Source organism: Bacteroidota bacterium, from assembly GCA_016706255.1.
GTDB lineage: Bacteria > Bacteroidota > Bacteroidia > Chitinophagales > BACL12 > UBA7236.
Map to the genome: position 1 here is coordinate 389,220 of JADJJZ010000006.1, position 26,459 is coordinate 415,678.

The window sequence follows — 26,459 nt, forward strand, 5'->3', positions numbered from 1 at the left end:
TTTAAAACTGTTTTATTGACCAACTTCCGTGGCTTTTGTTGATGTTCCGCCCTGTGCACCATATAACGATAATAAGCGCAAGTTGTTCAACAAATTTCCCGGCCTGTCGAAAGTCATAATTTGGTTACCAAAACGTTTGTGAATAATATTTTTACGGTAAGCAGAATACAGGAAAATATACGGCTGCTCATCATAAATTATTTGTTGCATTTTTTGCGACATTGGTATACGTTCCGATTCGGTAATGGTTTGTTTTATTTTGTCGATAAGCGCATCTGTTTCGCTGTTGCCAAAACCTACATAATTACTGCCACCGGTTGCATAAGCTTTAGTATGCCATAATTGAGTAAATTCTTCCGGCATTGCGCCACCCGCCCAGGCACTCATATACATATCGAAATCGTGTTTTTGTAAATGTTCTTTCAGCGTATTGAGTTCAACCGGAACAAGTACTAAATCAACACCACCTCTATACACGGCTTCTTTTATCATAATGGCAGTTTCTTCAACAAATGTTTGTCCGGCCTGATATTTAAATTCAATTTGCATTTTTGTTTTTACACCATCCACCATTTTATCGCGGATATTATCACCATCGGTATCTTTCCAGCCTGCTTCATCTAATAATTTTCCTGCTGCAGCAATGTCATATGGAATGGGTTGTAAATTGGTATTAAATTCATCTTTTAACGGCGAAATAGGGCCTACCTGACGGCGTGCTTTTCCTTTTGATACCACACTGATGATTTCTTCCACCGGAATTAAATACGCCATTGCTTTACGCACTTTCACATCATCAAAAAATTTCTTACGTGTTGCGCCATCCGGTTTCATATTTAATCCGATATAATTATAACTGTAGTTATCGGTAAATTCGATATTGTAATTGGTGCTGAAATTAGTTTCGTTCATCAGCTCCATAACAGTTGCTGTGCTCATCCAAACCGAAGCATCCAGCGATTGTGAACCAAATTCCAGTTTTTGAGCGGTTGGGTCTTTTACAATTTTGAATATTATTTTTTCAGGGAAAGCAGTTTCATATTCATTTGGTTTATCAAGTTTCTTTGTCCAGTGATTTTTTTTGCGTTCAAGTATGAGCGACTGACCTCTGGTCCATTCTGTAACTTTATAAGCGCCTGAATAATTTAATAAACTAATATCGTTGCCATATTTTGCATCATTAAAATTATTTGCCCATGCAGTTAAATCGGCATGTGCATCGGTATTAAAAGCAGGGTCGCCAAATTGTTCGAATGTATAATTACTTAACACATTGGTTGGGTCATAAAATTTGCGTTGAAATACCGGATAATCTGAAAGGAAATTAATATTGTTGATCTCCTCCTGTTTCATCACGATTGTAAATTTATATGCATCACCGGGATAGGTAATGATATTTTTAATATTTGTGAAATACGGTTTAGTGATGGAGTTTGCGGTAAGCGGACATAAACTCGCTTTTAACATAAACACACAATCTTCAGCAGTAATCGGACTACCATCATCCCAGGTTGCATCTTTACGCAACATGTAAGTGTATTCCAGATTGTTTTCAGAAACTGTCGGCATTGCAACGGCTAAATCGGGACAAACATTTAAATTAATTACATCATTTCTTAATATATAATTAGCAGTGAGCTGCATAATCCATGAGCGGCTTGCTGTGGCGCCATTGGTTGGATGTAAATTTTCCGGATCGCCGGGCCAGTGGTTTACTACAATGTTTTCTTTACTCCAGTCAGCCAAAATATTTGTTGCATCAGGAATTCGTTTGTTGCGAACTTTGTCTGATACATTTAAGGTTTGAATGTCGTTTGAATTTTTGCTTCCGCTACCACCACAAGCGGTAAAAGAAATACCGGCAATCAAAGTAACAGCCGTTAGGGTAATAAACCTGCTAGTCATATAAATAATCGCTTTAATCTCCCAAAGTAAGTAAATTATATTGATTTTATTAAACTGTAAATGGTTTGTGTTGTTGTAATTTTAAATGTTAAAGCAATAAGGATGAAAAATGTGCTCATAAGTGGTGGTTCGGGGTTAATTGGCAGGCGGTTAACACAGTTGTTAATGGATAACGGATATGCAGTTGCATGGCTCAGTCGCGGCAATAAGGCGCCAAAGGGGGTTAAGGTTTTTAATTGGGATATTAATAAGGGTTTTATCGACCCGGAAGCCATAACCTGGGCTAATATGCTGGTGCATTTGGCGGGGGAGGGGATTGCAGAAAAACGCTGGTCGAAAAAACGCAAATCGGAGATTATTGAAAGTCGCACTGCCGGTGCTAATATGTTAATTAAGGTGATGCAGGAAAATCCGGGGCATATTAAAACGGTTGTTGCGGCTTCGGCAATCGGATTTTATGGAAATACGGGTAATGTAGCGGTGCATGAAACAGACAATGCAGGTGATGGGTTTTTAAGTGAATCGGTTCAAGTTTGGGAAAAGGCTACGCATCAGTTTGAACTTGCCGGCGCGCGACTGGTGCAATTGCGAATTGGAATTGTTTTGTCGATGGAAGCGGGTGCGCTTAAAGAAATTGTGCAAACTGCTCCAATGCGCATTTTACCGGTTATGGGTTCAGGTAAACAAATTTATTCATGGATTCATATTGATGATGTGGCTGGTATTATTTTTTATGCATTAAATAATCCAATTGGCGGGGTGTTTAATGCTGTTGCTCCAAATCCGGTTACTCAAAAAAATATCTTAATTGCATTCAGAAAAGCTGCGCATAAACAATATTTATTAATGCCTGTTCCGACTTTCGGATTAAAATTGGTATTTGGTGAAATGAGCTCCGCCGTATTAAATAATCAACTGGTAAGTGCTGATAAAATAATTACCGCCGGCTACAAATTTCATTTCCCGGAAATTGAAAATGCGATGAACAATTTATTGCATGAGTAATGAGTTGTTTGCTGCGCTCACATGAGTGATGAGTGGTGACTGCAAACAAAGTTAATAATTATTTAAACTAGTTCAATTTTCGGATAATGTACTGAACGGTCAATTACCACGAAGACTCAAAGGCCGCTAAGTAACGCTAAGTTTATTGTTATTGCATCTTCGTGCTACTTCGTGGCCTTAGCGGCTTTGCGGTTACGGCTGTTAATTACAAATTATAAAACATTCTTAAATGTAATTTAATAAAATAAATTTAATTTGATTTTTCAATTCACATTCCACAACAAACAGCCGAAACCACAGAGTGCACAAAGAAACAGCCCACAAAGAAACACAGAGAAATATTTCGAAAAAATTTAATTACAAAATTTATTGAAAATTAATCGCAATAAATATCAATTTCACTAAAAATTCTCCGTGCACTCTGTGTGTATTTCCTCTGTGTTTCTCCGTGGTTACGGCTGTTAATTACAAATTATAAAACATTCTTAAATGTAATTTAATAAAATAAATTTAATTTGATTTTTCAATTCACATTCCACAACAAACAGCCGAAACCACAGAGTGCACAAAGAAACAGCCCACAAAGAAACACAGAGAAATATTTCGAAAAATTTAATTACAAAATTATTGCACTTGTCGCGTAATCAATTATAATTTTTTTGAAAATTCTCCGTGCACTCTGTGTGTATTTCCTCTGTGTTTCTCCGTGGTTTCGGCTGTTATAAAAATTTCAAATTTTAGAATAATGATAAATAAATAAACCTAATTTCCTCACTGCACCACACCACTCATCACTCATCAAATGAGTGGTGACTGCAAAAAAGTTAATAATTATTTAAACTAGTTCAATTTTAGAATAATTTATTGTATGGTCAATTACCACGAAGGCTCAAAGGCCGCTAAGTAACGCTAAGTAAATTGTATTTAAATCTTAGCGCAACTTTGCGGCCTTCGTTTCTTTGTGGTTACGGCTGTTATAAAAATTTCAAATTTTAGAAAAATGAAAAATAAATAAACCTAATTCCATCATTGCTCTGCATCACTCATTCCTCATCACTAATCACTCATCACTTCATTTGCTCGCAAATCCATTAAACGTTTTTACCAGTTCAATAAATTCTGCGCGATAGCCGTTTACGTCGGCGCCTTTTGCGGAGGATGCTAATTTAATTACTTCATCGTAAGTGGCATCACCTGCAAATTCGGATGTGCGGAGTAACATCCCAAATTCCACCACAGCACTTGCAAAACGATAATTATCGGATGTAGATGCAAATGGAATTATTGTTTTGTATAACGATTTTTCGATGAGCTGACTCACATCACTGTTAGGCGCTTTGTAACGCAATTTCAACGTCATAATTTCATCGGTATTATAAGCAGTATTTTTAATCGTAGTTGTTTGATATTTTAAATCTTCAGTAGTTGATGCAGTGCCCATACCTGTTGGCTGATAAGCAGTTTTGCGCAATTTAATTTCATACATGGCAGTCACCCGATGTCCGGCACCCAATTCACCCGCATCTTTTGTGTCATCATCAAAATCTTCCTTCGCCAACTGACGATTTTCATATCCAATCAAACGATATTCTTCCACCAAAGCAGGATTAAATTCAATTTGAATTTTTACATCTTTTGCAATGGTAAATAATGTTCCGCGCATGTCGGTAGTAAATACTTTTTTAGCTTCTTTTTCGCTGTCGATATAATAATAGGCACCGTTACCGTTATCCGCAATTTTTTCCATTTTGCTGTCTTTGTAATTTCCCAATCCGAATCCACAAATGCTAATGTAAATACCTGTTTTGCGTTTTTCTTCAATTAATCTGGTCATCTCTGCATCGCTGCTTGCACCAACATTAAAATCACCATCGGTACATAAAATCACACGATTGTTACCACCTTTAATTAAATTTTTTGTCGCAATATCATACGCCAGATTTATTCCCGCGCCACCTGCAGTAGAACCACCTGCTTGTAATTTATTTAAAGCTGCTTTAATTACTTGTTTCTGGTTACAAGGGGTAGAAGGTAATACTTCACCCGCTGCACCTGCATATACTACGAGCGCCACTCTGTCTTTTTCATTTAAATTATCCACCAAAGTATTGAGGGATGAAATAACCAATGGTAATTTATTTGCATCACTCATACTTCCGCTCACATCAATTAAAAATACCAAATTAGATGCCTCAGCTTCTGTGTAATCAATATCTTTTCCCTGTAACCCAATCATCACGAGTTTACTTTCCGGATTCCACGGACATTCACTCATTTCATAATTAATAGAAAATGGGTCGCTACCTTTTGGCGCAGCATAGGTGTAATCAAAATAATTCAACATTTCTTCCACGCGAACCGCATCTTTTGGTGGTGTCTGACCATAATTAATAAATCGTCTGATATTGGAATACGAGGCATTGTCAACATCAATTGAAAATGTTGAAAGCGGATTGCCCACAACGGCTTTAAATGTATTTTCATTAATTACATCATAAGCTTCAGTATTGTGTTCAATATCATATTCGCCTTCATAATCCATAGCATAACCATTCATCGACATTTTTGCTGCTGAAGTTGGCGCATAAGCATAATCTGCTTCAGCAACTTCATCATATAACATTATTGCTTTCACCTCTTTCTTATCTGCTGTAACAGTTGTTGCAACGCTGTCGATTTGTATTGACGAAATGTTTATTGAAATATTTAGTTCCTTTATTTCTTTATCCTGCAGATTAAAGGATATGCTTTTGTTTTCATAACCGGATGCAGTTGATTGTAAAGTGTAATTACCTGCTTCCAATTTATTAATTTCAAAATATCCGCTTTCATCGGTATGAAAAATGGTTTTATTATCGAGTGTTAAATCGGCATTGGTAACCGGTGTGCCGTAGGTGTTTTCTGTAACAATACCAAACACTTTAGCTGTTCCGGTAAACGACACTGTAGTAGTCGCCGAATTAGCTGAAATAATTATACCTGTGGCAACAAGCAGTACCATCAGTCCGGGAATAAGTAATTTTTGCATGACAAATAATTTTATGAGTGAATTAAAAATGATTTGCCCTTGTGATGCAATGTTTGGCATTAATCCATAAACCGATAGATTTTTTATTGGGAGCTGTACATAAAAAAACCGCCATCTGAATTAAATCAGCATGGCGGTAATTATTTTCTCAACGAAATTATTCTATTTTACTGGAGCCTAAATCGATATATACTAAAGTTGATCCGGCATCTTTTGCTTTGCGAATGGTATCAATACCATCTTTAACATGAATATGCACTTTTACGTCGTCGCTGCCTTTAGCTAAAAGGAAAACAGGGTCGCCTACAATATCTTCGAGATATACTTTAAAGGTACCCTCACGGTCGTAAATGTATTGATTGGTTCCTGATTGGTCCTTGTAAATCACATCGAACTGTGTACCGGTTACGATGTACGTGATTTTATTCGTGTCAGGAAGGTCGTCCACGTTATAACATGACGATAACATCATGCCAAGGGTGAGTAAAATTACAGTTAGAGTCTTCATACTTTGAAACGTTAGCCGATAAAGATAGATACATTCTAATCACATCGGTTGTACAAAAATAGAAAAAATGTGACATGGTAATGTGGATAAATGTAACTATTTGTAAGGTTTTACGTTATTCGGCCAGAAGTCGCTGTTTTGCAGCCTCGTAGCCGCTTATTATCTCTTGCAAAATTGTTGCAGCGGGCAAGATATTCCTAATAGTAGCGCTCACCTGTCCTATTTCCAGTTCACCTTCATCTAAATCGCCTTCAAACATGCCCTTTTTTGCGCGGCCTCTGCCAAGGAGTTTTTTGAGCTCATCTGCCGTGGCACAACGGTTGTAGGCCTCGGCAACGGCATCGTAAAATTTATTTTTGATTAAGCGTACCGGCGTAATTTCTTTTAGGGTTAGGGTAGTACTTCCCTCGTCGGTTTGGATAATTGTTTGTTTAAAATTGATATGTGCACTGCTCTCCTCACTGGCCGCAAACCTGCTGCCTATCTGCACTCCGTCGGCTCCCAATGCCATACATGCCAGCATTGCCCTGCCATCGCCAATTCCACCTGCAGCAATTAGCGGAATTGTGACAACGTCGCGAACCGCAGGAATCAGGCAAAGGGTGGTAGTTTCTTCCCGCCCGTTGTGACCTCCCGCCTCAAAACCTTCCGCAACAATGGCGTCAACACCCGCTTCCTGGCATTTCAGGGCAAATTTTCGGCTGCTTACCACATGGACTACGGTAATACCATGTTGTTTTAAATGTGACGTCCAGGTTTTTGGATTGCCGGCACTGGTAAATACAATTTTTACCCCTTCTTCAATAATTATGGCAATATGTTTATCAATATCCGGATACAATAAAGGCACATTTACACCAAATGGTTTATCGGTTGCTGCTTTACACTTGCGAATTTGTTCGCGTAAAATATCGGGATACATACTTCCGCTGCCTATTAATCCTAAACCACCTGCATTGGAAACAGCACTTGCCAGTTCCCATCCGCTGCACCAAATCATGCCTGCCTGTATTACAGGATATTGTATATTAAATAAAGAGGTAATACGATTTGCCATAAAACATGAAGACGTTAAATAAAATAATGTTGCTTAAATAATATTTATTGTTTCATTTAATCGAAACTCTGACTCAAATCAATTTCAGTATTGTCGCCAATATTTAAACTCTGACTTAAACCTTTAATAAAAGTATCGCTGCCAATAACCGAATCGTGTAAAACTACATCATCAATAGTGGCATCATTTCCGATAATTGAATTACGTACAATTGCATAATTTACACTGGTATTTTCGCCGAGCGTAACATTAGGTCCTATAATAGAATTTTTAATATCACAATTAGCTGCTATACTCACAGGTTCAATAATAATGGTGTTCTGAAAGCCGCTGTGCTGCTCGTGTGTAAGGTTTGCCTTTTTTAATAAAATGGCATTGGTTTCCAGCAAAATATCTTTTTTTCCGCAATCGTACCAGTTCTGAATTTTAAAACCTTTAAATGCAATTCCCTGCTGTATCATCAACATTAATGCATCGGTTAAATGATATTCACCCTGCGTTTTAAATTCGTGTTTAATAATTTGTTCGAGCGCAGTAAATAATGCATCACTTTCTTTAATTTTATACAAACCAACCAAGGCTAAATTCGATTTCGGAATGGCCGGTTTTTCAATTACACGGGTAATATTAAATGCTTCATCTACTTCTGCAACACCAAAATCGCGCGGATCATCAACACGTTTTAATCCTAATGCAGATCCCGGCATTTGCATTACCGTTTCAATATCTGCTTCAAAAATAGTATCACCTAAAACAATAAAAATATCTTCACCCGGCTTAACAAAATCTTTAGTTAAATAAATGGCATGTCCTAAACCCTCACGTTTATTTTGAATAACAAAACGGGTACTTAAATTCGGGTAAGTTTCTTTTACAAACGACTCAATTTTTTCGCCCAGATAACCAATTACAAACACAAATTCAGTGCAACCGGCTTTAACCAGACGGTCGATAATAAATCCTAATATAGGTTTACCCGCAACCGGTATTAATGGTTTGGGTTGTGAATACGTGTGTGGGCGCAGTCGCGTTCCAACACCCGCAACCGGAATAATCGCTTTCATGCTGCTGAATTAGGGCACTAAGTTAAGGCATCCGTCAAAATATACTACAGTTTGCCTCAGTTTGTGACAAAACTTGAACTTTTTGGTAATAGGATTGTAATTTTAACTTGCAAAACAAGCTGAAAATCAAAATCCTTCGTAAATTTATAGGTTCATTCCCGGAGGCATATTAACCATTAAGAATCAATTACTTGTATGAAAAAAAGTTTACTCCTCTTATCATTAACCGCTTTAATAGCTTGTACATCAGGCTTTTCACAAGTTGTTATCAATGAGTATTCGGCTGCAAACTTCGATGATATTGCCGATAATTACGGCGAGTTTGAAGACTGGATCGAATTATACAATGCAGGCGCAACTAGTGTTGACCTATCGGGTTACCACCTGAGCGACAATGTGGATGACCCTACAAAATATGCGATTCCGGCGGGTGTAACCATTACTGCCGGCGGGTTTTTGCGCTTTTGGTGTTCTAACAGGAATACTGCAGTAGGTACTAACTACCACACTAATTTCAAATTAACCCAAACAACCGGTTCCGAAGAAATCATTTTTGCTGATGCGGCAGGAGTTATCCTCGACCAAATCGACTTAAATGACCCGAACCAGACCAACCAAAGCTGGGGTCGTTCACCAAACGGTTCGGCTAACTGGAAAATATATCTCAACCCAACACCAAATGCCTCCAATGGCGGCGCAAGTAAAATTGCCTACGCCAAAAAACCGAATATGGAGCCAAATGCAGGCAATTACGCGGGTTCTGTAACTGTTGATATTACTGTTGAAGAGCCAAATATGGTTATTAGATACACCTTAGATGGCAGTTTCCCAACAGCAGCAGCTACTGTATATTCAACGCCTATTACCATTACCTCAACAACCGTTTTACGCACAGTTGCTTATCCGGTTTCAACTGATACGTTGTATTCACTTTGTTCAACCAATACCTATTTTATTGATGAAACTACCGTGATGCCGATTATTTCTGTTGCAGGTGAAGAAATTGATGATTTACTGGAAGCAACAGGTTGGGGAATTGAACCGGTTGGCTCATTCGAATTGTTTGATGCTGATTTTAATTTATTGGATGAAGCAGTTGGTACGTTTAATGAACATGGAAACGATTCATGGGCTTACGACCAGCGTGGATTCGACTATATCGTGCGCGATCAGTTTGGATATGATAATGATATTGATCACGATTTATTTGGAGATGTTACCGACAGAACCGGTTATCAGAGAATGATTACAAAAGCTGCTGCAAACGATAATTATCCTTCCAGTGATGGTGGTGCGCATGTGCGCGATGCATTTGTACATCATATTGCACAACTTGACCATTTAGAATTAGATGAACGTTCATCGTTTTTTAATATCATGTATTTAAATGGTGAATACTGGGGTGTTTATGATACACGCGAAAAAGCAGATGATGCCGATTATACTGATTACTATTACGATCAGGGTGAATATGAAATGGATTATATTAAATGCTGGGGCGGAACCTGGGCCGAATATGGCACAATGGCGCCGTGGAGCCCGTTTGTTACATTTGTTACCACAAACGATATGACCATTGCAGCAAACTACACGTATGCAACCGATAATTTAAATACACTGAGTTTAATCGATTATATTTTAGTGAATACATTTTCGGTTTGTTCCGACTGGTTAAACTGGAATACCGAATGGTGGAGAGGTTATGACCCTGCAGGTACACAACAAAAATGGCGTTATGTACTTTGGGATGAAGATGCCACTTTTGGTCACTATATTAATTACACCGGTATACCTGACGATTCACCAACTGCCGATCCATGTGACCCGCTTTCATTAGGTGGTGTTGACCCGAACGGACATATTGATATGGTGAATGCATTAATGGATAATGAAGAATTTATGAGCGATTATATTAATCGTTTTGCAGATATGATTAATACTACTTTCGACTGCGAAGTAATTCTTGGTCGTTTAGATAGTTTCCGCGCAGTTATCGATCCGGAAATGGAACGCCATACCGACAGATGGGGTGGAAGTTATGCAGACTGGAGTTCAAATTTTGATGAACTGCGTGCATTTATTGAAGAACGTTGCGCATTTTTACCAAGTGGTGTTGAAGATTGTTTTGATGTGGAAGCATTTGGTGTTGTAGTTCAAATTGAACCTGCAGGTAGTCCGAATAATGTAAAAGTAAATACATTAATTCCGGGTTATTATCCGTTTCCTGCAACATACTTTAGTGGTACCGATTTAGGATTTAAAGCAATTGCAGATCCAGCTTACACATTTGATCATTGGGAGTTCCAGAATCATACACCATTACCTGGCATCAGCGACGATTCGGTTACCGTATCATTAACTATGGGCGATACCGTTACAGCATGGTTTATGGGAACAGAATTACCATTGTATGATTTTACTTTAGATGTTTATCCTCCGGGTTCAGGTTCAGCAACTGTTGAAGCATTTACTCCCGGAACATATCCGTATGCTACAACCTATACAAGTGGAAATATGATGAATCTTGAAGCAACGCCGGCACCTGGTTTTGCATTCGATTATTGGTCGCTCGAAAATCATACTGCAAATCCTGATCCGTTTGTAACCGATATCTTCTTTACATTATCCGATTTGGAAAATGCAACCGCACATTTCAGAACGGCAAATGCTGTAAATGATAATCAGGTGAATATTGGTTTAGATGTATCACCTTCTGCAACAAGCGGACAGGTTGCTATTAATTATCAATTGAGCAATTATCAGGAAAATATTCGTTTAGAAATATTTGCCGTAACCGGTCAGTTGATTGCAGTAATTAATCAACAGGATGTTTCCGGCGCACAGGGAAAACATACAGTAAATATTAATTTACAGGATTATAAATTAGCAGATGGCATGTATTTTATTAAATTAACTGCCGGAAGCGAATCACGCAATGAACGTGTAATACTTAATTATTAATTGTAATCATAAAATTTTGAAAAGGCTGCCCATAAGGCGGCCTTTTTTTGTATAACAAACTTGTTGTAATTACTAAATTATTTAAGTAAATTTGAATAAATTAATTTAATTACTAAATCCCAAAACTATAAAACTCAAAAATTTAAATGTAAAAAAAAAGGCGTTTTACCAATTAACGTCGTTTTTATTAGTCACTTTCATTACTTCACATGTTTGCATTTTTGCGCAAAGTCCATTAGATGGATCTGGTATTCAGTGGTTTAATTCCCACTGGCTTAATATGGAAACTATCGAAAAAAGTAATTCAGGAGAAGACTGGTATTATGACCTTAAGCCAACTTATGAAGATGTAACTGTAACCGGTTATGTTGGTGCAGGATTCAGTAGTCAGGTTAATTCCTCAACCTCTATGCCGGCTAACTTCTCACCATTTACTTGTTACTTATGTGGACAAGGTGATTTTGATAAAGCTGATTTGGAACATATAGACTATGAAGCCGAGGGAGGACCATTTTATATTCAAAAAGGCTGCCCTTACCCCAAATTATCAAAAATAGATTTAAAAGGTAATGTAAACTGGTATAAAATTTACAACAAAGGAGCCGGCGCTTTCCGGCAAGTAATTCAACTTGCGGATCAATCCGGTTTTATTGCGGTGGGGTATATTAAATTTGACGGCTTAGCTGGATTAATATATAACCCTGGTTTTATTGGTGATGATGATGTTTTACCTGCTTGTAGCGGAACAAATTATCATTTATTATACCTAGCAAAAGTTGATAATAATGGAGTATTAATTGGAGATGCTGTTTATGGCATGTCAAGTTTGGCATCAGCATTATCAAATCGTTCAGAAGGTTATGATATTATTCAAGATGTAAATGATGGCAATATTGTAATTGCCGGTCTAGCTAGTAATGGCGGCGTCCAACAAGGTTTTTTGTTAAAAATCAATAAAGATGATTTATCTGTAATTTTCAAAAAAACAATGGATAATACTGCAACTGAAAAAATTGCACACGCCACTGCAGTAATTGAAAATCAAATTGATAATAAATATTATGTTGCCTATACAATAAATACAAATAATACTTATGCAATGGGGCATATACGAATTCAACGATTTTTGGAAAATGGTAATTTTGATGGCTCAGCACTGGAAATTACAAATGCAATTGATACAGACATACCAACATCGGCTACAGCGATTACAACATGTGTTGCATATAATATGGTATTTAATAATGATGATTTATTAGTCGCTGCAGAAATAAATAGAAATGATAATATTCAGGCAACTGCTACTGAGGCTTTAGTTAAGGTATATAGACTAAATGTAGATGAAGAAATTACGATGTCAAAAATTATAAGCGCTATGCCACCGTTGGATGATGAGCTATTTAGAGCATATGATTTGAAAGTTGGAATAACTAATACCTCTGAAGGTGGTTACGCCATAATTACAACCCAACTCGACCATGAATTATGGGATCATGACACCTATATTGAATACTTCGAAGACAATTACCATACTTTTAATTACGATTTATTGTATTGCTGGAATTCAGATGCTTACATAGCTAAATTTGATGAAAATGATAATATGCTATGGAGGCAAAGATACCCATTTGGTGAATTTTCTTTTAATATGTTCCCTGATGATATTAGAGCCTTGGAATGTTTATATGAAATTGTTGAAACTCAGGATGGAGGACTAACTGTTGCAGGTAACAATTCTGAAAATTTTGATGATGATTTTATATTTAAGATTTATAGCGATTGTAATATCCTTACAACCTACAATGAAGGCGACATCAATCAAGCAGGTATTTTAAATTTATATGGAGCTTCTAATCTTTGGAATTCAAATAAAAAAGTGCGTGGCATTATTCAAATAAACGATGGCGCCACTTTAACAATAAATAATAATGCTACAATTGAATTTGCAGATTCAAAAGCAGATAATTGGCCAACTTATATTTTAGTTAAAAGGGGTGGTCGATTAATTATTGAAGGTGGAGCAAAATTAACTGGAATTGAATCCTGTAATTCGATGTGGGAAGGAATTTACGTTGAAGGCACATACGGGGTCAATCATCCATCGCCCGGCAGTTTAATTACTGGTTCTTTCAATGTATCAGGCGGCCCGCATGGGTTAATAAAACTAGGTGGAGGGTCAACAATAGAAAACTCACGAGTTGGTATCAATTTAGGCTTGCCTCAGCAACTTGGGAACTTCCCAAATTATGGTGGAGGAATAATTATTTCTGAGGATGTTAATTATATTAACAATGCCAATGATATTGTGTTTCACCCTTTTAATAAAACAAATATTGGATTTATTAGGCATTGTGAATTTGTAACAAGTAGTTTGTTATTAGACCCAATCGAAAGCTTAAAAAGCCATATAACATTAACTCAAGTTAAAAATGTTAAAATAAGAGGAAATAGTTTTGAAAACTCAACAGGTATGCATCAATATTACGGTGTTAATCGAGGCGTTGGGATAACAGGATTTATGGCTTCGTTTGTAACAAATGACTATCCTGCCGGATTTGGTGCTACCGCTGCCGGCACAACTACTGGTGACTCGAATTTTTTTACAGGATTATACTACGGCGTTTATGCAACACAAGGTCCGCTTATTTCTGACAATGTAACAATTGATGGTAATGTTTTTACAAATAATAATCGAAGTATTTATTTAGGAAGCACCTTAATGGCTTATGTCAATCGTAATACATTTACTTTTGATGTATTTAGTAATTATGGTATATATTTAAATGGAAGTACTGGATATTCTGTACAGGAAAATACAATTACAGGAGCTGGCGTAAATGAATTAGCAAGTGGCATAATTGTAAATCAAAGCGGTATTTCATCTAATTTGTTATATAGAAATACAATGACAAGTATTAAATACGGTGTTAAAGTTCAAGGTAATAATGGTAATGCTTCTAATGGCTTAGAGTTGAAATGTAATACTTTTAACACAAATAAATACGATATTGCTTTAATTTCACAAGATGCCATAACTGCAACCTTTAAAAAGAATCAGGGCTATTGTGGAACTGAAAATTCACCTGCTAATAATCTTTTTTCAGACCCAAGCTTCGTTTCCGGGGTAACGGGGAAACAAATTATTATTAGCCCGGATGATGCAACTAATTATTATTATTTGACGTTTCATCGAGATAATGCACCGTTAGCACCTCCTTTTGTTGGACCTGCTTATTTTTCAAATAAGATTAATCCTGCACTACCTGATTTGATTGGATTTTCCGATAATTTTGGCTGCAATGAAATTACCTACTCTGAAGCTAGCAGGGAGTCGTCTTATTGTCCAACCAACTTTTCCGCAGCATTAGGTGGCGGATCTGGTCGCATGGCAAACCCGATACCTATTGCTAATCAGCAAAAAGGTTTTAATATCTTAAATCCATACAATTTACCCAAAACCAATAGCCACGACACGAGAGTTGCAGATGGGGAATTGTTTGCAGAAAATGTAGCATTTAATTTATTGGCAGGATATTATATGCGTGAAGACCTTGGGGATAGTTTGAATTTACTTATTGAAAGTAACGAAAGTTTGATTGCAGAAAGTATTACGGCATCTATAGCAATAGATTCCTCAGAATTTCTTGAAGCAAATGCTATTGTTGAATCTATAGATGCTGCGCCTGCTGCTGAAATTTTAGGAATGAACCCAACTCTGCAGTATGCCGCTATTCAACTTGAAACCGATTCAATAACCTGGTTTCAAATTGATTCATTAACATTGGATGTAGTTAAATCCATTGCAACGAATTCCGATAATGAAGGTATTCTCGCAAATAGCTTACTTGAAGTTATTTCAGACGTAAATTATGAAGAACCGATTTATGACTTAAACGATACAATTGCAGAGGAAGAATTGCGTGTTTTATTTGAAAATACTGCGCCTGCTGCTATTAATACCATTGCGGTTTATCCTAATCCTGTAGGTGAAAACAGTATTGTAGAGGTGAATATTGAATTTTTAACCGGCAACGACCTATTTGTAATTACTGATATCAATGGACGTTTAAAATTAAGTTTTCCAATTACAGAAAACATTAGCTACTTTAAAATTTCAAATCAAATATTACCTCCCGGGGTTTACATTGGAATTGTTAAATGTGTTGATTGTAATAAGTTAACTCAAAAAATAGTTGTGGTAAACTAATTATGAAAATTACATTTTTGAGTTTAATTTTTTGTCTGGCTGTAACAAATATTTGTCACAGTCAGACAACTTTTTCTAAACTTTATACTAATAATGATTCAATGGGATTAGGTTATTCAATTGGAATCGACGATTCAGCCTATTATATTGTTGGTTTGGGTAATGTAGATATCTTGGGAGCTACGTATGTCGATTTATTTTTTTTAAAAACTGATTATTTTGGGAATAGAATAACGGCTAAATATTATTACGGAGATTTTGAACATGTATTTTTGCCTGGATATTTTAATAATTTGATTGTTGCTGAAGATTATATTTTACACGGTGGAGCTTTTGTTGAAATAGATACTTTATTCCCTATAAATGAAGAAATTAAAGCTACCTATTATAAATTTGATAAAAATGGAGATACAACTTTAACCAAAAAATTTATCGGAAGGGGTTACGCTGAATTTAAAGATATCGTTTATTCTACTAAAAATAGCTCAAAATATTTATCTGGATATACTAGAGATACCACTATTTACGATTATTATACCTATATAGTTAAATTGGATGCCAATGATAGTGTATTATGGGAAAAGACCTATCGCGAACCTTTTAATGATGAAATAGGGAATTCCGTTGAGTTGTTAAATGGAGATACAGTTGTAGCATTTAGCAATTATTACTATGATGAATTGGATATCAATATAGATGGTAAAATAAATCAGATAAATGCACTTACAGGAACAGAAACCTTCGAATTCAAAACAGGAACTTTAGGTAGAGACCAAAACTTTAGAGGAACAGTGACAACAGATAAAAATTATGTTGTTGCAACTCAAATCATGGACACTCTAATTAATCCGGGAGATTATTACTATACTTCAAGTATTACAAAAATGGATTTGTCAGGCAACATAGTGTGGAGAAAATATTTTAACAATCCCTATATACAATTCTTTTACACGGTTCGTTGTTTTGAAGATGGAAGTATTGTAGCAGTGGGTATAAAGGTAGAAGATACTACCGAAGTATATCATGGATATATTTGCAAATTGAATGCAGACGGCGAATTATTATGGGAACATACCTATTCAAATAATCCATTGTACTTCCATTTGCTATTTGATTTCCAAAAAACACCTGATGGTGGGTATATTGTTTCCGGTGCCGGCGCCGATGGTGTAGAAGGTGCTTACGAAGGCCCAATGTGGTTATTAAAATTAGATAGTATGGGCTGTTTAAACCCGTATTGTGGTGATGTTGCTATAAATGATGATTTAGATATACATGAAGGGGCTTTTACTATTTATCCAAACCCGATAACATCCATGGGTGTTGCTGAAATAACAGTACCCCAAAATCTGCATCTGAATAACGATGTAACATTTTCCGTTAACTTTTTAGATTTAAACGGGCGTGTGGTAAGCAGTTACAACAACATTGCACCTTTGAACGCAGGTGCTATAATACGTTTTAATGTAAACTTATCCGATTTACCTGCAGGAATTTATATGGCACAATTGAGTTATGGTGCTACCCCTGTTGAAACAACAAAAGTGATCGTGGTTAATTAATACTAAAAATATGAAAGGCTTTTTATTAATTACAATTATAGTTATTCTGAAAATTGGTAATTTATACAGCCAGACCACCTTTTCTAAGTTATACACCAGCAACGACTCGCTTGGTATTGGGTTCTCCATTGCTATTGATGATTCAGCTTATTATATTGTTGGTTTAGGAAACGTTGATTTTATGGGCGTTGCCCATCTTGATTTATTTTTTTTAAAAACAGATTATTATGGTAATAGAATAATTGCGAAGTATTATTATGATGATATTGAGCATTTTTTTTTACCGGGCTATTTTAATAATTTGGTTGTTGTGGACAACATTGTTTTACATGGTGGAGCATATGCAAAAATTGACACCCTATTCCCAATAAATGAATCATTTAACGCCACCTATTATAATTTTGATAAAACTGGTGATACAATTTTAACGAAGCGTTTTAAAGGGAGAGGGTATGCTGAGTTTAAAGATATTACATATTCAACAATTGACAGTGCTAAATACTTGTTGGGATATACAAGAGACACATCCATATATGACTATTATACTTATATTGTTAAGTTAGATGCCAATGATAGTGTCTTATGGGAAAAAACCTATCGCGAACCATTTTATGATGAAATAGGCAATTCCATCGAATTGTTAGATACGGATGAATTAATAAGTACGAGTGAGTTTTATTACGATGAATTAGACTTAAATATTGATGGAAAAGGCACCAGGATAAATTCGCTAACCGGCACAGAAACTAATTCATTTAAAACCGGGACATTAGGAAAAGATGTTGGGTTCAGAGCAACTTTAAGTTCAGATAAAAATTATATTGTTGCAATGCAGATTATGGATACTATGCTGTTTGCAGGTGATTTTGAATACCTTTCCAGCCTGACAAAATTAGATTTAAGTGGGACTGTTGTTTGGCGTAGATATTTTAATGGAATTAATTTGCAGTACTTTTATACAGTTCGTTGCTTTGAAGATGGTAGTATAGTTGCTGTAGGTGCTAAGGAAATAGATTCAACAGGTATTTATAAAGGGTACATTTGTAAATTAAATACAGATGGTGAATTGCAATGGGAACATACCTATTCTAATAATTCATTATACAACCACTTTTTATTTGATTTCCAAAAAACACCAGATGGTGGGTATATTGCTTCAGGTGCCGGCGCCGATGGTGTTGAAGGTGCTTACGAAGGCCCAATGTGGTTGTTAAAATTAGATAGTATGGGGTGTTTAAACCCGTATTGTGGTGATGTAGCCATAAATGATGATTTAGATATAAATGAAGGTGCCTTTACCATTTATCCCAATCCTATAACATCTATTGGTGTTGCAGAAATAACAGTACCTGAAAATTTGCATCTGAATAACGATGTAACATTTTCCGTTAACTTTTTAGATTTAAACGGGCGTGTGGTAAGCAGTTACAACAACATTGCCCCTTTGAACGCAGGTGCTATAATACGTTTTAATGTAAACTTATCCGATTTACCTGCAGGAATTTATATGGCACAATTGAGTTATGGTGATACACCTGTTGAAACAACAAAAGTGGTCGTGGTTCGATAATATGGGCTGAATATTTCGATTTTACATCTCAAAACTCCGTTTTTAATATTGTTTTTATTAGTGGTTACTTAATTGTTAACGCTCATTAATTACTTTTGTAAAATCAAACAAACATTATGCAAAGAGATACCGCAGTATTCGACATTATTGATAAAGAATTACATCGTCAAACCGAAGGCATTGAATTGATTGCCAGCGAAAATTTTGTCAGCGCTCAGGTTATGGAAGCTATGGGCAGTTGTATGACCAATAAATATGCAGAGGGTTATCCCGGCAAACGATATTATGGTGGTTGCGAATTTGTGGATGAAACAGAACAACTGGCTATTGACAGGGTGAAAAAACTATTTGGTGCTGAATATGCCAACGTGCAGCCACATAGCGGCGCCCAGGCCAATGCTGCTGTTATGCTTGCCTGTTTAAATCCTGGTGATACCTTGTTGGGATTTAATCTTTCGCATGGCGGTCACCTTACACATGGTAGTCCCGTGAATTTTTCCGGTAAATTATACCGACCGGTATTTTATTCTGTAGAAGAGGAAACAGGACGTATCGATATGGATAAAGTGGAAGCCATTGCAAAAGCAGAAAAACCAAAATTAATTATTGCCGGTGCAAGCGCTTACGCACGCGATTGGGATTATGCTCGCTTTAGAGCAATTGCTGATAGCGTTGGTGCAATTTTAATGGCTGATATTTCACATCCCGCCGGATTAATTGCCGCTAAATTATTAAACGACCCGATGCCGCATTGTCATATTGTTACCACTACTACACATAAAACATTACGTGGTCCGCGTGGTGGGTTAATTATGATTGGAAAAGATTTTCCAAACCCTTGGGGACAAACTACACCAAAAGGTGAAGTGAAAATGATGAGCACCATAATCGACAGTGCTGTTTTTCCGGGTACGCAAGGTGGTCCGCTTGAACATGTAATTGCAGCTAAAGCAGTTGCGTTTGGTGAAGATTTAAGTGAAGATTATATTGGTTATTGCAAACAAATAATTGCCAACGCTCAGGCTATGGCAAATGCTTTGGTTGCGAAAGGATATAAAATTATTTCCGGCGGAACAGATAATCATTTAATGCTGATTGATTTACGCAATAAAAATATTTCCGGAAAAAAAGCAGAAGCATTATTAGGTGCTGCGCATATTACCGTTAATAAAAATATGGTGCCATTTGATGATAAATCGCCGTTTGTTACCAGTGGAATTCGCATTGGAACTCCTGCAGTTACCACAAGAGGTATGAAAGAAACTGATATGATAAAAATTGTTGAATGGATCGATCGCTTGATTATGGCACCGGAAGATGAATCGGTAATTGCTGCTGTGCGTGCAGAAGTTACAACATTCGCTAAACAATTTCCGTTATTTGCTTATTAAAAAATAGATACTATGAAATTAATTACATTATTATTTTGCTGCATATTATTTAGCGCAAACATTTTTGCTCAAACCGGTTGTATTTCCGGAAATTGCGAAAAAGGTACCGGCACCTACAAATGGGAAAATGGCGACAGCTATACCGGTAAATTTAAAAACAGTCTGAAAAACGGAAAAGGAATATTTACGTTTAGTACAGGCGATAATTATACCGGCTCATTTAAAAATGACCAATATAATGGTAAAGGGGTTTATACATTTGCCGACGGCAGTAAATATGAAGGCAGCTTTTTAAATAACAATTATGAAGGTAAAGGTGTATATAGCTACGCAAATGGCGATATCTATTCCGGGTATTTTGTAAAAAATTTAAAAGAAGGAAAAGGTCATTATCAATTTAAAGATGGCAGCGATTATAATGGTGAATTTTTAAATGATTTATATCATGGTAAAGGACTGCTTAAATATGCAAATGGTGATATTTACGAAGGGGAATTTGCTAATGGTGAATTAAATGGAAATGGAGTGTATACGCTCGCCAATGGTGATGTATATGCAGGCGCATTTTCAAAAGGTAAATACAATGGAACTGGTACGTATTATTATGCCAATGGTGATGTGTACAACGGCAGTTTTGTAGATAATTTATTAGATGGGTATGGGACGCTGCGCCTTAAAGATGGTAGTACTTACGAGGGTGGATTTAAACAAGGCAACTATCACGGTAATGGCACTTATACTTTTGCTGCAGGCAATTATTATATGGGGGAGTTTGCGAATGGTTCCTACAACGGGCGTGGTACACTTACTTATACCAATGGTGATAAATACGAGGGTAATTTTGTAAATAATAAGAAATCAGGTAAGGGGAAGTATACTTTTGCAAATGGCACTGTTCAGGATGGGTTGTGGAAGGATGATCAGTTTGTGAAGTGAGTATTGGTTCCAATTGGGGTGTTCTTTTGCCTTGATGCAAAAGGGCCCAAAAAAATCAAGGCTGTAGTGATGGGGTAAGTGCAGTTGACATCATATCGCTTTAGGTGTTGGAGGTGATTACGAGGTTCCAATTGGGGTTTGGTGTTCTTTTGCCTTGATGCAAAAGAACCAAAAAATCAAGGCTGCAGTCGGGAGGATAAGTGCACCTAACATCACGTCGCTTTAAGCGCGGGCGAGGCGCTGGAGGTGATTATGTGGTTCTTATTTCATGTTGTGTAAATTCTACTTTTTTACTTCGTATTTTAATGCGGGTCAGCGCTGCGCCGGCTTAGTTGTATCGTAAGGAGAAAATTTTCGTCTATCGGAGCTCCTGTGATGTAAGGTGCACTAATCCTACCGACTGAGGCCGGGGGTGGTTAAGCTAAACAATTTGTCTCACCAAGGAGGAATTTTAATTTTGGGTTGCACATTTAGGTTTTGTTGTGTGTAATTTAATTTTTGGGGGTGCTTTTGTTGCACAAGAGAGCTTTTATGAAATGGGAATAATTTTGTGGGTGTTTTTGTTGCACAAAAGAACTTTATGTTGTGTGTAATTTAATTTTTGAGGGTGCTTTTGTTGCACAAATAAACATCTCGGGACGATAGCTAGTATAGTGAATTATTATTTATTAATTGTAGTATGAATTTTAATTTTGAGGGTGCTTTTGTTGCACAAAAGAACTTTTAAACTGTGGAATTACCCTTAGGCTGGTTCTTTTCAGACAGATCAAGACAAGAAATTATAAATCAGGTGAATGATTTGTATATTAACACCGATTACCTAAAGTATAATTATTTTAACTACTAATTATTTTGGAGGATATAATAATTCTAATTCTACAATTATAATCTAAAGTTTATTCCCATTAATAATAAAGTTGAAGAATATCCTGCTTCTAAATAGAAACCTAAATTTTCTAGAATGTAATATTGCGCTCCTATTGTAAATAGAAAACCGATAGGAAAAACTCTAAAGGTTGAGGTATTTGGATATGGTCCGTCTGAAGTAGCAGTATAAAAGCCTTTTCGATATCCTAATCCGGTGCGATAATATGGATCAAACTGATCGAAATTACCGAAGTGTTTAGTTCTTGTTAAAAATATTTCAAGTGTTGACGTATTAAATGTACAATTGTAGTCTATTGTGTCGGCACCTGCTCCGCTTGAAAACAGATATCCTATTTTCCGCGATGCGTAGACTACACGCAAACCTAATGCTTGCTCATCTGTAATACCTTTTTCAATAGTTAAGAAAATTGGCCCTAAAGTCGATGTTTTATAACCATCCCATTGACTATAAAAACCTAAATTTAAGCCATAAATGGGAAATATATAACCACTGGAATGAAATAATCCAATGGAATTTGGAAAACCATATGCAACTGATACTGAAATATCTTCTTTTGTATAAGCCTGGGCATTTAAACGGTTGATAAAACTAGTTATTAATATTGCGGTGAGTATTATTATGTTTTTCATAGATTTATTTTTATGAAGTTGATCTAATTTAAAGTTAATTTATTTTTCGAAGCTTTATTAAAATATATCCTGATGATAAAGTACCTAAAAACAAGAATCATTAAAATGGATAAAATTAATATTATTGATAACATAAAATGGTATCCCTTCAAAAGAATAAACAGCGCTAAAAAGCATTCTAGTTTTTCAACGACATCCCAAAAAAAATCGGGATGTCGTTGAAAATTTATTCAAAAAATATTTATTTGGTCAGTACCATTTGTTTTGTGCCTATAACAACTCCATCCACAATTAATGAATACGTATACGTTCCGCTCGCCAATTCCCCTGCATCAAAACTGATATGTGTTTCTTCGCAGGAAATTGGAACTACGGTAATTACTTTTCCTTCGCCAACATTCGAAATCAAAATACTTGCATCACTACAACCTTTAGGAATGCGGAAGGGAATTAAAGTAGAATGATTAAAGGGGTTGGGGATGTTTTGACCAAGCATTACATTGTCAGTATTTTCTATTCCAACCGAAATTACTCCGTCATTTAAATTAGAAGTATTAATCATTGATGTTAACATTGCAATTTGTGATTTTAATGTATCAATTTCGGATTTTTGGTTTGTATTTCCTGAGTCCAGTTCCTGTACTGCTTTTACTAACGGAACTACAAATTCTGCATAGCGCAAACCGTAATAATCATTTTCATTTTTTGGTTTATCTACACCACTGAAATCATAACCAATTTCTTCTGCTGCTTTTTCAACTTCCTGCGCAATGAATCCGGTTTGTAATATGCTTCCTTTTATTTGTTCACTTTCTTTCAAGCGCAAACTATCAGGGGTTTTTAAATAAGATGCGATAGCATCCATATCAAGATAATAAGTAACAGGATTTAATTTGGTGATAAATTCAAGCCCCGGAACTTTGTTATTAATATTAGTTTTAAATCTTTTGTCGGAGATATTTGTCCAGTCGGTGAATCCGCCGATGCTGGTGATATCAATATTTCCCAGGCGTATTTGATTATCTGCAGAAATTTCTGTTCCATATCCTAATGCTGTTGAATTTGAAAATTGAGAATAATTATTATTATATGAATAATTACCAACAGCTGTATTATTATTTCCTGAGGTATTGGTGAACAAAGCATAATATCCCAGTGCTGTATTATCATTTCCAACATTATTTGAACCGAGTGCCCTACTTCCTAATGCGCTATTGAAATTTCCTTCTGAATTAATATGTAAAGCTGCCGTTCCTACAACAGTATTATTATTCCCAATTGAATTGACCTGCAATGACGCATAACCAATTGCAGTATTTTCATATCCATCTGTATTATATGTCATTGAACTTCCGCCAATTGCGGTATTTGCAGCGCCATTTACATTTTGAGAAAGTGCTTGATTCCCTACTGCTGTGTTTCCACTACCCGCATTCATATTTAAGCAATATAAACCTAAACAGGTATTGCCAAAAACATATGGATCTGTATTTGTTCCACCCGTTCCAATATTTAATTCGTTTATTTTAGCATTTCCCCCTACAACCTCCAATCTGCAGGTTGGACTTGGTGTTCCTATTCCAACATTAACAGCATCATCCGCTGTTCCGCCTAGTACCAAACTGTTACTCGAACCTACTTTCGCATTATATCCAATTGCTGTTGCATTATGCAGGTTTCCGGAAACTACGTCTGCTGCAAAACCTACAGCTGTATTGTTATCCCCATTTGTATTACTTCCCAAAGCGTTTGCTCCAATTGCAGTATTGTTATCACCATAGTTAGCAAACAAAGAATATGCTCCAATTCCGGTATTTAAATTTCCGGACCCTCCCTGGGATAAAGCCCTAAAGCCAAATGCTGCATTTTGATCACCAGATGATCCGCCTGATAAGTCGCCTACGGCAACATTTCCGCTACCAGTGTAAAAACCTGCTCCGGCTTCATAGCCAATACCTATATTGTCAGAGCCGGTTGTGCTACCATTTGAATAATATCCGATTCCGATATTATTTCCGCCTGTCTCATTAAGAAATAATGCCCTGTATCCAATGCCTGTATTTGCACTACCTTCAGTATTTGAAAATAATGTGTAACTGCCAATTCCAATATTATAGGCTGCGGAACTTGAGTTCATAGTATAGGAACCAAGGGCAATATTATTATTTCCAATACTTGAATTACCCGAAAAATGCCCGAGCATTAAATTGTCGTTTAATCCGTCTATCCGCCCTGCATTTTCATTGTTTACCCGAAAATTAATTGGCGCACTGTCGGTTGTCCCGATAAAATCCGTCCCGTCATTAGTACCTGCATTTCCGGAAAGCGACCATCCACTTCCCCCATCAGAAGAATTGATTGTAAAATCAGGATAAGATCCGCTTATTGTTGTTCCACCTGTTCCAGTTAAAGTAACTACCTGATCAGGTGCTGTATTATCAAATGTATTTCCTGTGAGAGATAACCCGCTGCCTGCATTGTAGGTTGTATTATTATCTGTAGAACTGATTGTAAAATTTGGATAGCTTCCGGTAATTGTAGTTGCCCCGCCACCGGATAATACTACTGTTTGATCAGGAGCAATATTAGTGATGGTTGTTCCGGCAATATTAATTCCGGTGCCGGAAGTATATGGAATAAATGCGCTTGTTTGTGTTGCCCCACCAATCTTAAGTGCATTGAGATAAATATTATTCCATTTAAATGCATTAGAACCAAGATTAAGTGTACCGTTTGTATTAGGCAATAAATTCGAATTAATTGCTGTGGTTGCATTTAAATTTGACAATGTTGTATTGGCGCCAACCGCTGTCCATGCTGTTCCGGAATAATAATAAAACCCGGCAATAATATCTGTTTGATAAATGAGCAACCCTGTTGCAGGGCTTGCTATCGCATCGCGTTGCAATTGAGTCATACGCGGTACCAATACTCCTTTATTCGTGGATACCATTTCAAGAATTGCAGAATTATTCGGTGCCATCGTTCCAATTCCGGCGCTGCCATTTTTAGGAAATTTATTTGTTGTTTGGTTATAAATTGGCGTAAACAGCGTCAAAAGGAATAGAGAAAATACAATGTGCTTTTTCATATTATTAAATTTTGGTTTAAATGAAAGCTTATAGATTATTATCTCAAATAATGATTAACCAGGTGTTGAATTAATTTCAACCAATCCGTCATCAACAGTCAATTTATACTTATCAGCAAGGCCATTAAATACTTCCAACTTGTCCGGAGATATTAATGGATTGAAATTATTACAATCAGTATTGTCGGCAATATATTTCTCTAAGAATGGAGTGCAGGAAATTGGTTCAATTAAGCAGTTTTCAAATTCATATACTACAGTGTCTAAATAAAATGTGTTAAATGATATTTCAACTTCCGCATAGCTAAGATATGAAAAAAATATTATAGTTCAGATTTACTACATTAGGGTCTGGATTCTGTCATGCAGTTACCAGTGTTCCTTCAATATTGACTTTACCCATGTCCCAATTTCATTCAGCTATTATAGTGCTGGCAGTTAGCGTGGTCGGCATCACCTCTTTAAAAACAAAGTAAGCTGTTGAACAATAAGCTATTGGAACAGTAGCAAACGTGAAATAATCTGGATTCGATGAAAAACCTGCACAACAAGAAGAGCTATCGATTTCTGAAATATTTATGTTAAGTAAAGGAGCTCAAGTTAATTGCTCAGATGGTATGTGTCTTATAAATTATACTTCTGTTGTTTGTTATGAA

At 36.3% G+C, this 26,459-nt stretch carries 14 protein-coding genes; 7 read left to right on the plus strand and 7 right to left on the minus strand.

The genetic code is table 11. The annotated features are described in order from the left end of the window. Positions 1–12: 12 nt before the first annotated feature. Positions 13–1,905, minus strand: a complete 1,893-nt coding sequence (locus tag IPI65_10365; GenBank protein ID MBK7441916.1) for a hypothetical protein — start codon at positions 1,903–1,905, stop codon at positions 13–15. A gap of 102 nt (positions 1,906–2,007) precedes the next feature. Between IPI65_10365 and IPI65_10370 the strand changes: the two genes are divergently transcribed. Beyond that, positions 2,008–2,910, plus strand: coding sequence for a TIGR01777 family protein (locus IPI65_10370; protein MBK7441917.1), 903 nt, complete (start codon positions 2,008–2,010; stop codon positions 2,908–2,910). 1,072 nt (positions 2,911–3,982) lie between these two features. Here IPI65_10370 and IPI65_10375 read toward each other — a convergent pair. The 4 genes from IPI65_10375 to IPI65_10390 form a co-directional block, all read right to left on the minus strand. Continuing rightward, a complete protein-coding gene (locus tag IPI65_10375; GenBank protein MBK7441918.1) occupies positions 3,983–5,938 on the minus strand; it encodes a von Willebrand factor type A domain-containing protein in 1,956 nt (651 codons plus the stop codon). 157 nt (positions 5,939–6,095) lie between these two features. Continuing rightward, complete coding sequence (locus IPI65_10380) at positions 6,096–6,446, minus strand: hypothetical protein (GenBank protein MBK7441919.1); 351 nt, start codon at positions 6,444–6,446, stop codon at positions 6,096–6,098. Between the two features lie 115 nt (positions 6,447–6,561). Continuing rightward, the gene (locus IPI65_10385) at positions 6,562–7,503 is read right to left on the minus strand and encodes a nitronate monooxygenase (GenBank protein MBK7441920.1); all 942 of its coding nucleotides are present in this window, start codon (positions 7,501–7,503) and stop codon (positions 6,562–6,564) included. Positions 7,504–7,559: 56 nt separating this feature from the next. Continuing rightward, positions 7,560–8,567 carry an NTP transferase domain-containing protein gene (locus IPI65_10390; GenBank protein ID MBK7441921.1) on the minus strand — a complete coding sequence of 336 codons (1,008 nt, stop codon included), beginning with the start codon at positions 8,565–8,567 and terminating at the stop codon, positions 7,560–7,562. 195 nt (positions 8,568–8,762) lie between these two features. Here IPI65_10390 and IPI65_10395 point away from each other — a divergent pair, with 195 nt between their 5' ends. From IPI65_10395 to IPI65_10420, 6 genes are all read left to right on the plus strand, one after another. Next, on the plus strand, positions 8,763–11,528 hold the full coding sequence (locus IPI65_10395) for a CotH kinase family protein (GenBank protein MBK7441922.1): 2,766 nt from the start codon (positions 8,763–8,765) through the stop codon (positions 11,526–11,528). A 280-nt stretch (positions 11,529–11,808) separates the two neighbouring features. Continuing rightward, positions 11,809–15,735 carry a hypothetical protein gene (locus IPI65_10400; protein MBK7441923.1) on the plus strand — a complete coding sequence of 1,309 codons (3,927 nt, stop codon included), beginning with the start codon at positions 11,809–11,811 and terminating at the stop codon, positions 15,733–15,735. Between the two features lie 2 nt (positions 15,736–15,737). Next, entirely contained in the window at positions 15,738–17,297 is a 1,560-nt protein-coding gene (locus IPI65_10405) for a T9SS type A sorting domain-containing protein (GenBank protein ID MBK7441924.1), read from the plus strand. Positions 17,298–17,307: 10 nt separating this feature from the next. Further along, positions 17,308–18,867, plus strand: a complete 1,560-nt coding sequence (locus IPI65_10410; protein ID MBK7441925.1) for a T9SS type A sorting domain-containing protein — start codon at positions 17,308–17,310, stop codon at positions 18,865–18,867. Positions 18,868–18,983: 116 nt separating this feature from the next. Beyond that, positions 18,984–20,258 carry a serine hydroxymethyltransferase gene (locus IPI65_10415; GenBank protein MBK7441926.1) on the plus strand — a complete coding sequence of 425 codons (1,275 nt, stop codon included), beginning with the start codon at positions 18,984–18,986 and terminating at the stop codon, positions 20,256–20,258. Between the two features lie 12 nt (positions 20,259–20,270). After that, positions 20,271–21,194 (plus strand): hypothetical protein, encoded by a 924-nt coding sequence (locus tag IPI65_10420; protein ID MBK7441927.1) that lies wholly within the window; start codon positions 20,271–20,273, stop codon positions 21,192–21,194. Between the two features lie 882 nt (positions 21,195–22,076). On the opposite strand, the gene IPI65_10425 is transcribed toward IPI65_10420, so the two are convergent. Together IPI65_10425 and IPI65_10430 are read right to left on the minus strand one after the other, a co-directional pair. Beyond that, a complete protein-coding gene (locus tag IPI65_10425; GenBank protein ID MBK7441928.1) occupies positions 22,077–22,712 on the minus strand; it encodes a hypothetical protein in 636 nt (211 codons plus the stop codon). Positions 22,713–22,953: 241 nt separating this feature from the next. Continuing rightward, positions 22,954–25,803, minus strand: coding sequence for a tail fiber domain-containing protein (locus tag IPI65_10430; protein ID MBK7441929.1), 2,850 nt, complete (start codon positions 25,801–25,803; stop codon positions 22,954–22,956). Between the last annotated feature and the right edge of the window lie 656 nt (positions 25,804–26,459).

Coding starts and splice junctions, on each gene's coding strand:
- IPI65_10395 (MBK7441922.1), top strand. CDS start 8,763: ATGAAAAAAAGTTTACTCCTCTTATCATTAACCGCTTTAATAGCTTGT.
- IPI65_10400 (MBK7441923.1), top strand. CDS start 11,809: ATGGAAACTATCGAAAAAAGTAATTCAGGAGAAGACTGGTATTATGAC.
- IPI65_10380 (MBK7441919.1), bottom strand. CDS start 6,446: ATGAAGACTCTAACTGTAATTTTACTCACCCTTGGCATGATGTTATCG.
- IPI65_10365 (MBK7441916.1), bottom strand. CDS start 1,905: ATGACTAGCAGGTTTATTACCCTAACGGCTGTTACTTTGATTGCCGGT.
- IPI65_10375 (MBK7441918.1), bottom strand. CDS start 5,938: ATGCAAAAATTACTTATTCCCGGACTGATGGTACTGCTTGTTGCCACA.
- IPI65_10370 (MBK7441917.1), top strand. CDS start 2,008: ATGAAAAATGTGCTCATAAGTGGTGGTTCGGGGTTAATTGGCAGGCGG.
- IPI65_10385 (MBK7441920.1), bottom strand. CDS start 7,503: ATGGCAAATCGTATTACCTCTTTATTTAATATACAATATCCTGTAATA.
- IPI65_10415 (MBK7441926.1), top strand. CDS start 18,984: ATGCAAAGAGATACCGCAGTATTCGACATTATTGATAAAGAATTACAT.
- IPI65_10425 (MBK7441928.1), bottom strand. CDS start 22,712: ATGAAAAACATAATAATACTCACCGCAATATTAATAACTAGTTTTATC.
- IPI65_10405 (MBK7441924.1), top strand. CDS start 15,738: ATGAAAATTACATTTTTGAGTTTAATTTTTTGTCTGGCTGTAACAAAT.
- IPI65_10390 (MBK7441921.1), bottom strand. CDS start 8,567: ATGAAAGCGATTATTCCGGTTGCGGGTGTTGGAACGCGACTGCGCCCA.
- IPI65_10420 (MBK7441927.1), top strand. CDS start 20,271: ATGAAATTAATTACATTATTATTTTGCTGCATATTATTTAGCGCAAAC.
- IPI65_10410 (MBK7441925.1), top strand. CDS start 17,308: ATGAAAGGCTTTTTATTAATTACAATTATAGTTATTCTGAAAATTGGT.
- IPI65_10430 (MBK7441929.1), bottom strand. CDS start 25,803: ATGAAAAAGCACATTGTATTTTCTCTATTCCTTTTGACGCTGTTTACG.